General features: G+C 40.9%; 14 protein-coding genes. 1 reads left to right on the plus strand and 13 read right to left on the minus strand.

Annotation, left to right across the window (positions count from 1 at the left end; translation table 11 throughout):
- The first annotated feature begins 9 nt into the window (after positions 1–9).
- Entirely contained in the window at positions 10–852 is an 843-nt protein-coding gene (locus JOC37_RS06445) for a hypothetical protein (RefSeq protein WP_204617266.1), read from the plus strand.
- A gap of 77 nt (positions 853–929) precedes the next feature.
- On the opposite strand, the gene JOC37_RS06450 is transcribed toward JOC37_RS06445, so the two are convergent.
- The 13 genes from JOC37_RS06450 to JOC37_RS06510 all read right to left on the minus strand — a co-directional run bounded on the left by JOC37_RS06450 (position 930) and on the right by JOC37_RS06510 (position 12,281).
- A complete protein-coding gene (locus JOC37_RS06450) occupies positions 930–1,559 on the minus strand; it encodes an HD-GYP domain-containing protein (RefSeq protein ID WP_238480794.1) in 630 nt (209 codons plus the stop codon).
- Between the two features lie 269 nt (positions 1,560–1,828).
- The gene (locus JOC37_RS13595; RefSeq protein ID WP_204617268.1) at positions 1,829–4,408 is read right to left on the minus strand and encodes an Ig-like domain-containing protein; all 2,580 of its coding nucleotides are present in this window, start codon (positions 4,406–4,408) and stop codon (positions 1,829–1,831) included.
- A gap of 66 nt (positions 4,409–4,474) precedes the next feature.
- A complete protein-coding gene (locus JOC37_RS06460) occupies positions 4,475–4,732 on the minus strand; it encodes a hypothetical protein (protein WP_204617270.1) in 258 nt (85 codons plus the stop codon).
- A gap of 307 nt (positions 4,733–5,039) precedes the next feature.
- Positions 5,040–5,357 (minus strand): hypothetical protein, encoded by a 318-nt coding sequence (locus JOC37_RS06465; protein WP_204617272.1) that lies wholly within the window; start codon positions 5,355–5,357, stop codon positions 5,040–5,042.
- A 16-nt stretch (positions 5,358–5,373) separates the two neighbouring features.
- Positions 5,374–5,946, minus strand: a complete 573-nt coding sequence (locus JOC37_RS06470) for a hypothetical protein (protein WP_204617273.1) — start codon at positions 5,944–5,946, stop codon at positions 5,374–5,376.
- Positions 5,918–6,241 carry a hypothetical protein gene (locus tag JOC37_RS06475; protein WP_204617275.1) on the minus strand — a complete coding sequence of 108 codons (324 nt, stop codon included), beginning with the start codon at positions 6,239–6,241 and terminating at the stop codon, positions 5,918–5,920. The genes JOC37_RS06470 and JOC37_RS06475 overlap by 29 nt, the downstream gene beginning before the upstream one ends.
- A 95-nt stretch (positions 6,242–6,336) precedes the next feature.
- Positions 6,337–6,513 carry a hypothetical protein gene (locus JOC37_RS06480; protein ID WP_204617277.1) on the minus strand — a complete coding sequence of 59 codons (177 nt, stop codon included), beginning with the start codon at positions 6,511–6,513 and terminating at the stop codon, positions 6,337–6,339.
- A complete protein-coding gene (locus tag JOC37_RS06485) occupies positions 6,510–7,052 on the minus strand; it encodes a prepilin peptidase (RefSeq protein WP_204617279.1) in 543 nt (180 codons plus the stop codon). The genes JOC37_RS06480 and JOC37_RS06485 overlap by 4 nt, the downstream gene beginning before the upstream one ends.
- A 170-nt stretch (positions 7,053–7,222) precedes the next feature.
- Positions 7,223–8,017 (minus strand): hypothetical protein, encoded by a 795-nt coding sequence (locus JOC37_RS06490; RefSeq protein WP_204617281.1) that lies wholly within the window; start codon positions 8,015–8,017, stop codon positions 7,223–7,225.
- A gap of 58 nt (positions 8,018–8,075) precedes the next feature.
- Positions 8,076–9,026, minus strand: a complete 951-nt coding sequence (locus JOC37_RS06495) for a type II secretion system F family protein (protein ID WP_204617283.1) — start codon at positions 9,024–9,026, stop codon at positions 8,076–8,078.
- 17 nt (positions 9,027–9,043) lie between these two features.
- A complete protein-coding gene (locus tag JOC37_RS06500; RefSeq protein WP_204617285.1) occupies positions 9,044–10,462 on the minus strand; it encodes a TadA family conjugal transfer-associated ATPase in 1,419 nt (472 codons plus the stop codon).
- Complete coding sequence (gene cpaB / locus JOC37_RS06505; protein ID WP_204617287.1) at positions 10,462–11,232, minus strand: Flp pilus assembly protein CpaB; 771 nt, start codon at positions 11,230–11,232, stop codon at positions 10,462–10,464. The genes JOC37_RS06500 and cpaB overlap by 1 nt, the downstream gene beginning before the upstream one ends.
- A gap of 11 nt (positions 11,233–11,243) precedes the next feature.
- On the minus strand, positions 11,244–12,281 hold the full coding sequence (locus JOC37_RS06510; protein WP_204617289.1) for a CpaE/TadZ family protein: 1,038 nt from the start codon (positions 12,279–12,281) through the stop codon (positions 11,244–11,246).
- Positions 12,282–12,333: the final 52 nt, after the last annotated feature.

The raw sequence follows: 12,333 nt of genomic DNA on the forward strand, positions 1-12,333 counted from the left end.
AGGTTTTATATGCAAAACGCACGTCTTCCTAACGGACAGATTATTAATGCATATGAATATGATCGTCTAATACATGGAGATAAGATTTATTGTTGTTACTGTAAAGCAGAAGTAATTTATGTTGGTATTGGCAATAGAAATAATGTTCCTTTTTTTAGAACAACTGGACGTAATAAATCAGTTCATGAAGATTACTGTCCTGAGAAAAGACAAATAAAACAAATAAAAACACTTAAAGCCCTTAATAAGTATACAGTTGATATTAATAAAGCCAACTTAAATGATTTTCACGTTATTAAAGTAGATTTTAGTAATAATGATATCGCTCGAATACCTCATGGCGAGATCAGTGAAATTAGTAAAAATAATTCTAAGAAAAGACTTAATTATACTTTAAGTTATTCAAACAGAAAAAACTGTTTAGTTAGAAGAATCACCTCTCTTGCAACTATTGCTAAAATTTTGCAACAAAATACACCGGAACAGTTAAGGAAAATTGCTCTTGATATCGGTGGAAAGATGGTACCTATCAATCAATTAGTAATTGAGCAAAATAAAGCTTATGAAATTAGTAAAACAGGTAATTTTTACCTTCCTTGGTTTATTGTTTATGGAAAAGTCCGGTCTGTGGTAAAACTTAACAAAATTATGTTCATAAATTTTGATGAGCAAGATGGTTTAAAACCTTTTGCCGCCTATATCTTCTCAGGTTATTACAAATATTTCACATATACCAAAGAACAGTTAGAAGGAAAACATATTCTTGTTCAAGGAAACATTAAATTTAATGAAAAATATAATAAAGCAGAAATTCAAGTCATGTGTAATAATCAGTTATATATTATGAAATAGCATTCTTGAAGATTTCCCGAAAAACAATCAAAAACTACTTCTCCATGATCACCCAATGACCGGATAATGTCCGGTCATTATTCGTTCATAACCAAGCTGCAAATATGCCCTTGATCTTCTACCCTACGGATCTGCGCTGCTTTTGCCAGCGCATCCACTACCTGTTCCGGTGCAAATCTGGCCACTTCTGCCAATGCCACTTCCGGGGCAAAGGATTTCACAGTGCGATAATCCCTTTTGGCCACCATTGCCGTATACACATCGCAGGCTGCCAGAACTAAAACATCAATTGACGGTTCATATATACCGTACGGGTAGCCGCGGCCGCCAGGCCTTTCGTGGTGCTGGCGTACCAGGCGCAGCACATCATGGGGCACATCCGGCCATTTTTCTTTAATTATTTTTTCACTCTGTAAAGGGTGGGTCCGTATTATATCCCACTCATGCGGTAGAATTGGTGTTTTTACAAAAAGTTCTTTCGGCCAGGTAGTCTTGCCCAAATCATGTAGAAAAGCAGCTATACCTATGTTCACCACCTTTTTGCTGTCATAGGACATGCCCATGGCGATAGCCGTTTTGACGGCCAGTTTCATTGTTTCAAAGGCATGTTGGTGCAATACAGGTATTGGCTGCATCATCTTTTCAGCCCAGTCCCAGTATAAGTCTTTCAGTGTTAACACCGCCTTTTTTGAGTTTTGAGTTTTCAATACCTAAAAAACCCCACCAAAAGGTGGGGTGAGGAGGGAAAATGTAATATTGTAACTGCCAAGCGTAAGCATCTCTTTTCTGGCGTGGTATAAAAAAGGGCCAGTTTTTCTACCGAAAAACCAGCCCGGTTAATTTCATTATTCATTTAATAATTGTCAAATTAACCACTTACGGGAACTGTACTTATAATCGAGTAGGAGCTTCTTCCACTGTTTTAATCATCCATGCCCCTGAGCTTGGCATACTAGACAGGGTTGTTTTATTTAATCTATCTAGTTTTTGTGATGACTGTTATGTTGCTACCGGTATCATCCCCTCTGGGTTTTGTGATGACTGTTGTGTTGCTACCGGTATCATCCCCTCTGGGTTTTGTGATGACTGTTATGTTGCTACCGGTATCATCCCCTCTGGGTTTTGTAATGACTGTTATGTTGCTACCGGTATCATCCCCTCTGGGTTTTGTAATGACTGTTGTGTTGCTACCGGTATCATCCCCTCTGGGTTTTGTGATGACTGTTATGTCGCTACCGGTATCATCCCCTCTGGGTTTTGTGATGACTGTTGTGTCGCTACCGGTATCATCCCCTCTGGGTTTTGTGATGACTGTTGTGTCGCTACCGGTATCATCCCCTCTGGGTTCCGTTATCGTTATAGGTACTGTTGCAGTTTTACCTTCATATCTCACAGTTATGGTGGTACTGCCTATACTTACGCCTTGTACCGTACTGCCAACTACAGTAGCTATACTGGCATTTGCCACTTGATAGGATGCAGAACCGGTTACATCTTTGGTACTCCCATCGGAATAATACGCGGTTACTGCCAATGATTGAGTTTTGCCGGTAAGGATATTCACCACAGCCGGGCTTACGGTGATATTTTCCAGTACGGGAGGCGCGTATGCCTCGTTTACCGTTATGTTTATGTTTGAAGTTATGCTGTTATAGCTAACAGTAACGGTTGTTGTGCCAGGTGTAATGCCGGTAACTAATCCGCTGGTATTCACGGTGGCTATCGCAGAATTGTCGGAGGTATATTCCGCTTCGTCGGTTATATCTTTAGTGCTTCCGTCAGAGTAGTTTGCCAGCACGGACAGTGCCGCGGTATTCCCTTCATCAATAACAACCGGGTTAGGAGTTACCGTAATGCTTTGAAGGGTTATTGCTGCATTTACCGTTACAGGTACGGTTACTGATTTACCCTCATAGGTAATGGTTACTGCTGCACTGCCGGGAGTTATGCCGCTAACTAAACCGTTAACTGACACGGTTGTTATACCTGTATCACTGCTTGTATATTCTGCTTCACCGGTTATATCTTTAGTGCTTCCGTCAGAGTAATGCGCGGTTACCGTTAGCTGCTGGCTTTTATCTTCAGTAATGTTTACTGCTGTGGGCGTTACGGCGATGCTTTTCAGGGCCGGATTTACTGTTACAAAACAAGTGTCAGTATACCCACCATCCTTGGTTTTAACCGTAATTACCGCCGTACCCACTCCGACAGGCGTTACTACCCCGTCTGATACAGATACTACGCTTTCGTCACTACTTGTCCAGGTTACGTCTTTGTTAGTAGTATCTGAAGGTTCTATGGCGACTGTTAATGTTTCAGATGGGCCGTTTTCTGTGAGAATTAGTTCGTGCTTATTCAAAGTTACCCCAGTCACAGATACAGTTGAAGTGCCGCCAACTTCAGGCGGTCTTGGAAGTCCCCTAAGCCATGGGTAGCTTTCACCTTCTTCAATGTCCCAGGTGTTTATAAAATCCCACTGGGCTGCTGTGTACGTATCTTTCTTTTTCATTAATGATGCGGGTTTAGAAATACCTCCTCCTTCTGACTCAAGACAACCCGATGGTTCGAGAGCCCAGAAGCTATTCTCCACCACAGGATCAGTACCATAATATGTTCCTAGCAAACCACCAATACGACTATAATCTTTGCCCAAAACCTTTCCGGTACTGTAACACATGTTGATTTTTATATCTCTATAACCAGAAGGTGAAAACCCCATCAAGCCGCCGATATCTTTCCAGCCTGAAACCGGTACTATGGCAAAAGAGTTGGACAAATAAAATTCAGCATAATTTCCTATAAACCCTACTATGCCACCAACACTATTTTCTCCCTTTACGGAACCACCGGTAACATAGCACTCATTAATGGAGGTGTTCTCCACATATCCCACCAAACCTCCAGTTTTGCTGCCGATGTAACTGTAATGAATGCCTGAAACATCTACGCCTGTAACGTAACACCGAGAGATTTTTACAGGTTCCCCATAACTATAATTTTCTGAGATCTTTACTAAGCCTGTAGAGTATCCTACCATGCCACCGTTACCTACCACACCAATCACAGAACCGTTTTTCACATAGCAATTGATTATTTTAGTTCCCTGTTCCGCACGTCCTACCAGTGCCCCCACGAAATTACAGCCTTTAATGTCAACATTTTCAAGACCTAAGTTCTTAATCTCACAAAATCTTGTTTCACTGAACAGTCCAATATTTGAGGTTTCCTTATTAATTGGGTAATGGATATGCAGGTTTCGTATAACATGTCCGTTGCCGTCAAACACTCCCGCAAAAGGTCCCGCAAAAACTACATTTTCATCTCTTTTACCTATCGGTGTCCAATCCCAACCACTTAAATCAATATCTGCAGTAAGTTTAAAACTAGAAGAGAGATTGTAACGTACCTCATCAAGTTCTTCAGGTGTCGCAATGAGATACGGATCGTCAGGAGTGCCTGATCCTCCTGAAAAGGCATGGCATGTCCCAGGAACCGCCGCAAAAACCGCCACTGCCAACATGAAAGCGAAAATCACAAATATTTTATTTTTTGTCACTATATAAAATCCCCCCAAATTTTATAATCCGGAGGGGCCCTGCCAGAGGGGCAAAGCCCCTCCTTTTTACTCGATTACTATGCCGGTAATAGCACCGGTATAACCTGCCTTCAAATTGGTAATTTGTTCGGTTGCAGAAGGCAGACTGGACGGTGTTTGAATTGCCTTGATGTCATCCACAGCACCAGCGGACAGGTAACGACTCGCGGCATACAGGCCAAAGCATACGCCGGTTGCACCTAAACCCACCACGGTTGTCCATGCTAGGGATTCCGCAGTATATCCTTCCTCGCCCTTAATGAACGCTTTAATTTTTTTAATCATAATGTTAGCTTCAACCTCCTAATTAATTTTTATTTTTCAACAACACCAACCAACAAACTACTTACTTTTTAAAGACAATTCCACCTCCCCGTTCACTTTAAAAAACAAAGGGCCACCGGAGTTTACCTTTCCGCGTGGCCCTTATTCTTAACTACAAAACAAAGGCAGGACAACCGCAGAAAGGTACAACTCAGCACAAAGCGTAAAATTCTTACGCTTTACCTTTCAGTGCGGTTCCCCCGCCCCTGAAGTTTCTTTGTTTAATTAAAGTGTAATTCACTTTCTAATAAATGTCAACACATATCTTCTAGTCATTGGCAGTTCTGGGCAAAACATGCAGATTAGCTTTTAGTTGTGTTCTCTTTTTAAATTCCGTTATCTTTAATTTAAACTCCTTCATTTCAGAAGGTCTGACCAAATATTCTGCCAGGGTAGTTCCGTCTTTATCTACCGAGATAGTGCTGAAGGGCCATAAATTTTCAAGTTGATTAACCATATAGTTATCGCTATGATTGAATCTGAATGATATTTTATAGTTTTTTACCTTTCCCTGGGATTTAACCAGGTCTACGCTGTCAGCTTTCAACTGTTTGACTATATCTACACATGACAACTCTTTGCACATATAAAAAACCTCCCTTCTATTTTTTAGGAAGCTTGCAAAACCAAATCTTCTTATACAAAACTGTATCTCCAAACATTTTTTTGGCAGGTATCTCAACTGCCGAAATAACTCCCGGTGAATTAAGGATGATTTTTTTCGAGTTGATGTAAAAGGTTGCAGGAAATTCACCGTCGAAAATTGCGCTCTCTGTTAGCCTATTATCGTATTCGTATATCATGCCGCCGGCATTTCTGTTCCCGTCGTTTCCGTTATAGACTATTAATTTGAACTTTGGTTTACCAGAAAATGCCGAGTATTTTTTAGGTTCCAGATTGTTGTTCAGTTCAAGGTTTTTAGCAAGTAGATCCGTAAACACATTGTAAGCCCGTTCCGGGATAATTATTTTTTCTTTATCGATTACATCGTATTGCAATGCAGCTCCTTCGGTTGCCATTTTAACGGAATTAGCTAAAATTACATCCGCGCTTGTCACGGTCTGCGAAATTAAAACTATGCTTACCAATACCGCAAAAAACAAGACAATTGTGGGTAATGCCATTACTATATGCCCGTTTTCTTCTCTAATCTTCCGTCTTACTGCTAATAGCACTGCCCTCAACTCCTATTCTCACTGTTTCACTGCCCTGGCTTGGGCTGCCGTTTATGACCGTCTTGGCCGTAAAACTATTGAAGTCTTTAGGCATAAACTCTATCCGTAATGTTACTTCTCCCGGGTGATACACCGTAGGACTGCTGCCGGTAATTTTAATTGTTTCCGGATCTGCACCCAGGTTAATTAGTTTTTTAATCAATTCCTGCCTGTCAGAAGCAGTCAACCCTCCTTTTACGGCCATTTTGGACAGCGTTTCGTATTTGTATGCTTCCGCGTGCTGGTAGATTGTCATTACTCCCCAGTATTGGACTGCGGCGAATATCAGAAAAACCAACACGGGAATAACCAGAAGGCCGGTAATTATACCCCAGCCGTCTTCTTCCTTTATTAGTCTGCCCAAATAGCTTTTAATATTCTTTCTTCTCCTTGTTCTGTCACATAAAGCACTGCATGTACTATTCCGATTATAATAGGTATTGTGCCAATACCGATAATCGCAGCTCCGATAATCCATTCGAGAATACTCCCCTCCTCAGAAGTTAAAAAGTGTATTAATTTGTTCAAACCAACCCCTCCTTTCTGGCTAAGCAAAAAACTAGAGCAAAAAATATAATCGGTGCCCCCGTATGACTTACAGGCTTTTTATACAGACCTTTAGACGGGTCTTTTACGCCGCTAAAGCCGAGTACAATCTCTGCCTTCATTGCAGATATAGCATTTCCAAATTTAAAATCACATGCCTTAAATCTTATAAAAAGTGCAGCGGCCAGCAGGCAAACAAAGAAAAATGCCTGGAAATACAAACTTAAAGGCGGCTGTAAACATGCTGCTATCCCGACAATCAGCTTAATATCGCCTGCCCCTATATACCCTGTTAGCGTAACTGTAGCCCCAATAAATACCGATACTAACACATTAATTAAAAATGCTTTTGGGCCGCCTACGTATAAAGACCACGACCAGCCTAAAATAATAAGCGGCAGGGTTACAAAATTTTTAATTTTACGCCACCGCAAATCGGTATACACGGATACTAACGCACCCAGTATGGATATTATCACTGGCACTGGTAAACTAAAACTGAACGTCGTAAATGTTTCCAATTATGTTCCCTCCTTGATAGCGTAATGCTGCCAATATGCCAAACAATATACTTGCACCACCAAGTCCGATTATAACTGCGTACGCTAAATACTGAAACATTACGCCCTCCTCATTTAGCAAAAGCTCTTTTATTTTTTGCTGTAATCCCTTCATATGCAACTTCCTCTCCTTAATTTAATTTGATAGACATAATAGTTTTTGCGATATGATAACCTATAGGCCCCAGAGTCACCCCTATAAGTGCCAGCCCGGGCAATATCAGATATATTGCCTGAATTACCGGTCTTACCCCTAAGCGACGTTCAACTCGGTATTGTCTGATTCTTTCCATAGTCTCACTTTCGTGACTTAAGAAACTCGCTACGTTCGCCGCGCCTATCACCACTGCTCTCTGCATTATACCAACCAGCACATCCGCTTCAGGTACGTCCAATTCCTTTCTAAATTTCTCCAAAGCCCTGCTGGGACCATAACTCCAGTTGGTTAGGCATCTCTGTAATGGCTTTTTAATCACATCAAGCAAATACAAGCTTACCGTTAATGCCTCGTATAAGGAGTAGCCTGCCGACGAATATATACTTATCATTTCGTATAACAGCAGGACTTCACTGGCTTTCTTCTCCTCGTTAAGTTTTTGAGAAAACCATACATAGGCTTTTTTACCTATATATACAAAAAACCCCCCGGCCAGCGAACAAACAACTGCCCATATCGGGTACTGAAACATTACTATATAGCCGACAAACATGCCCATTATCACACTGTAATTTTCTTTTATTACGCTGGTTGTTTTGCTTTTTTTTATATTTTCTTTCTGTGGTATATACGGCTTTATATAATATCCAATTAACTTGAATAAAAAAGTGATGGATATTGCCATACAAACAGCCATAAAAGCAGTAATTAAAACATCTGCCCTCAAATACGATATATCTTGAAATCTGTCCAGCCAGGTAATTTCCACCTTTACCACCCCCTAAAAACAAAAGTTCATCCACTTTGAAGAAAAAATGGATGAACTTTTAGAAGTTTACCTTTTTAAGAACGTTGTCTAAAATCAGGCCGACTGTGAATGACAGGAATGCCAGTAAAATAATTATTCTTCCAAAAGGCCTGTTATAAAATTCCAGCGTAGTATCCGGAAATATGTTAAGAACTATAAAAAAGCCGGGGATAATAAGCATGTTTAAAATAATTCCGATACGCCGCTCCCCGCTCAGCTGGGTAATATTTTTTTCGATTAATAACCTGTGCATGTTCAGTTTTCTTACGATTCGCGGCAGTACCTTGATTATGTTTGCATCTTTTGTTGCTGCGTATAGTAACTGCGCCCACAACTTCCCGTATTCATTGTTGATGTTGGCTGCAAATCGTTCAAAGGCCCTTTTAGGTGCTTTGCTCGCGTTCAAATCGTTCACGCACTTTATGATGTGTTTCCTCAAGGGGTTGCTAACACCTTCGGCGGCTCTAGCCAGGGATTCCCTTAAGTTTCTTGTCAGTTCAAACTCCACGCCAAATAGTTGTAGCGCAGCGGGTAATTGTTCATTTATTTTCCTTTTATGCTTTCTGGTTGCCCGGTTTAAATACATAAGCGGCAGGATTATAAAAAGCACCAGTGCCGTTACAGACATTAGAATATCCTGGAATATGAAATATACAAGAAACGTTCCAACCAGAGGCATTATAACCGTTATCAACATGTACTTGTACGTGCTGATATTGAAGCCTGTATTACTTAAGCCCTTGTCTATACGGTTACTGTAAGCATTCAGCAGCCGGATGCTGTTTTTTGGTACATATAGATTTCTTGCTACTTCCGGCATGGCCAGTATTCTATCTCGTTCTTTTTTCCATAAAAGAACTTTATTAACTGTCGCACCTGCCATAGATAAAAAAAGGTTCAATGTAAGAATAAGCAATACTGTAAAAGAAATAAATATCACGCCGTTCAAGAGCAACTCATTCCCATGCACTAAATTTCATCCCTCCCTTAGTTAGTTAACTGTCTTCTTAACATTTCCAATCCGTCCAGCTCTTTTTTGCTAACACCATACTTGAAAAGTTTCCTCTTTAAGTTTTTTGATAATCCTTGCGGGTATACCCACCTGCCAATTTCATATTTTTCGTCAGACGGTTCCCACATGATAAGATCACTGTACTCCGGGCCGTTTTCTCCATCCCACACCTCTGCAATATGTTCAATCTTCCTAATACCTGTATCGCTGTTCCCGTAAAGCTGGATAATAACATTAAAAGATTGCGCTATTTGCTGTTCCAGTATTTTAACCGGAAGCCTGCTTCCTTCTTCCAATGCCATCTGCGCAAGTATACTCACTGCCTTCCTTGCAGAATCGCAGTGTATTGTCCCCATGCTGCCGTTATGCCCTCTCTGGCAGGCTTTTATCAACTGCCCGGATTCACCAAGTCCACGGGCTTCGCCAACGATAATCAAATCGGGAGATAACCTTAACGTGACATAAAAACAACGGCCCATATCCCATCCCAGCTCCGAGTGTACTTCCAGCGATATAATGTCCCTTTCCGGATACCACTCGTCTAATTCCAGTTCCCTGTCCGTTTCTATCGTTACTATACGCAGTGCCGGGTTAATAAACTTAGCTAGCCAGCGCAGCAGGGTGGTTTTCCCTGTATTGGCATCGCCGCAGATTAAAATGTTTGCCCGGCCTTTAACCAGCAGCGAAAGCAGTTTTAGAGTGTATTCGTCCATTGTTCCGCTGCTGATATAGTTCTCGTCAGTAGTCATAAAAGTACCGTGCCTTCTGAGTGCCAGGCACGGCCCCTTTGTAAGCGGCGGGCCTAACGCAGTTATCCTTGTTCCGTCATACCTCCTGGACTCGCATCCAGGGTTCCCTTCATCAAGGGATGTACGGTCATGCTCAATCAGCCGGGATATTATTTTGCGAATGTGTTCCTCATCCTTGAATGTTATGGTTGATGTCTTGTTGCGGCCTTTTTCCTGGTAATATACTTTTTTAGGCGAATTGATTCTTATTTCATCTATACCCTCCATGCGGTATAAGTCCTCTATTCTATCTAGTCCCCACAGATATTTATATATTTCTTTTGCAGCTTTTTCAGTACTTATTCCATCAACAGATATACCGTATTTGTTTAATAGTGATTCAACCACTTTCCGTGCTTTAAGATCGTATCCCGGTTGACCGGCTTTTGCCAGGTACAGTATTTTGTGTATATCTTCCCCATCTATCTCTATATCGGTTTGAATATCACTTACCAGTTCCTGGACAAATTGCGTTGCTTCAAATAAGGTCTTTTTTCCTAACCTGACAAGTGTACTATCGTTTACAGTTTCTTCAGCATCTTTTTCTTCTATTCTCTTTTCTGTCCCAAAAGACATGGCTTCTTTTTTGTTTTTCTTAAAAAACATTAACTGCCACCTGCCCTTTTACAAAAGTAACTCGTTCCATTACCAATTGCAGTTATAACGTTTTCCACATCCTTATTTTTTATCTTTATAACTGCAACGGCAGTCATAGAAAGAGTTGATTTCTTTTCTCTTATTGCTTCTTCCATTGCTTCTTCCGGCGCATTAAGCAGTGCCTGTTTGTATATACTCACATTTCTTTTGTCCAACACATCAATAATAACTGCCTGCTCTGCCACCAACTGCGCCCGCTCTACTTCATCACTGGCATCGGTACTTTTCCTGGTGGGTAGGTCTGAAGACTGCCTGTCATTTATCCAGTATATATCTACCACGTCGCCAGGGCGTATTTTAAATCCTACAGCTCTTATAGCGTCTACGGGAATACCCACCAGGCCTTCATCTTCCTCTACAATCAGGGAACTGTCGGATAGCTTTTTAAGTAATATCTGTTCGTTTTTATACAGTACGGTATTTGCTCTTTTACCGATTACTTCTTTGGGGTTTTTGGCAGTACCCGACAGGCTGCTGCCCAGAGGTATCTCGATGTACTTAATATCTTCGGAAGTGATCACAGAATAGGGCATTATGTCTCTTCCTGCCACCAATACCTGTTCTGTCGGCCTGTTGTCTATAAGGTAATCCCGGAGTTTATAGGTTCCCAAACCGGCAAGGGTTAAAGAAAACACTATTACCATAAAACCTGCCAGCCTCTTATTTAAAAAAGAGGTTTTGTTAAACTTCCCTTTATTGGCATTTATTGATATTTTCATAAATTACCCCCTTAACCAAACAAAGTTTTCAGCATTCCCTTAAAGTTAAAGACAGAGGTTTCTTCTTTTTTAGTGGTTATTACCCAGTCTGGGCATACAATCCTGACCAGATGACTGATTTCTTTGACAAAATCTGTATCAGGCATTGATATAACAGGATGCCTATTGCTAATCATCATGTGTTCGTGAATATCTTTAAGCTCCGGTATAAGTGCTTCAAAGCCTATTTCCATGTCAAAAACGTTCAACATTTTTTTGGTGTCTTCTATATTCCCGTTATACCGGTTTAAAACTGGAATTAATTTTTCCGTGACTTTGTGATGTTCCAGGTATGGGTGCATTTGGGCAACACCTTCTATCGAAGGGTAGTCGTCTTTTATCACCATGAGCACTGCGTCAGCAATACTTAATACTGCTTCAAACATTTTCCTATCAGAAGGCATGTCAATTATTACTAATGCAAATACTCTTTGGCAGTCTTCAATAATTTTAAGAAGCTGGTCTGCAGTAATCTGCAACCATTCGGACGTAAATACTACGCCGGGCAGTATATGTAAATTGTCAATGTCGGGATGGCGAAGAGTAAGTTCTTCATAAATCTGTCCGTCTGTTGTCTTTAGTTTTACAGGCCAGCGGGTGATTGTAGGTATGAAGTCTTCACACTCTGCCAATGCACTAATTCCCATAATTCCCATATAAGTACATACTTTCGGTATGTCGGCAAAATCTAAAATAACAATGGGGTTTTGGCTTGGTATGGTAAGTGCACTCTGCATGGCTAGGGCGGTCAAAATTGTAGTTTTTCCCTGTCCACCTCCCGGTGATATTGCAGCAACTGTTTTGTTTCTAACAAATCTAGTCCTTTCTACAACCTGAATTTTGTTAATGCCCTGGCTTTCGCTGTCATCTTCTTCCGGCTCGTATTTTCCCAGCAAAATGTCTCTTACTGCGTCAACGCTGATGTTGAATGAGTTGGCAATTGATTCTTCGTCTAAAACTTGCGCCATTTGTTTGATGCGTTCAACTGTATCCTTACTTATTCTTGACATTATCACTTCCATCTCCTTTCCTTAAAAACTATCCAACATAAAAACAGACCGC

This window comes from Desulforadius tongensis (assembly GCF_016907915.1).
GTDB lineage: Bacteria > Bacillota > Desulfotomaculia > Desulfotomaculales > Desulfohalotomaculaceae > Desulforadius > Desulforadius tongensis.

Bases quoted from the DNA above. Each gene is read 5' to 3' on its own strand.
- JOC37_RS06445 (WP_204617266.1), top strand. From the start codon at position 10: ATGCAAAACGCACGTCTTCCTAACGGACAGATTATTAATGCATATGAA.
- JOC37_RS06465 (WP_204617272.1), bottom strand. From the start codon at position 5,357: ATGTGCAAAGAGTTGTCATGTGTAGATATAGTCAAACAGTTGAAAGCT.
- JOC37_RS06510 (WP_204617289.1), bottom strand. From the start codon at position 12,281: ATGTCAAGAATAAGTAAGGATACAGTTGAACGCATCAAACAAATGGCG.
- JOC37_RS06475 (WP_204617275.1), bottom strand. From the start codon at position 6,241: ATGACAATCTACCAGCACGCGGAAGCATACAAATACGAAACGCTGTCC.
- JOC37_RS06460 (WP_204617270.1), bottom strand. From the start codon at position 4,732: ATGATTAAAAAAATTAAAGCGTTCATTAAGGGCGAGGAAGGATATACT.
- cpaB (WP_204617287.1), bottom strand. From the start codon at position 11,232: ATGAAAATATCAATAAATGCCAATAAAGGGAAGTTTAACAAAACCTCT.
- JOC37_RS06500 (WP_204617285.1), bottom strand. From the start codon at position 10,462: ATGTTTTTTAAGAAAAACAAAAAAGAAGCCATGTCTTTTGGGACAGAA.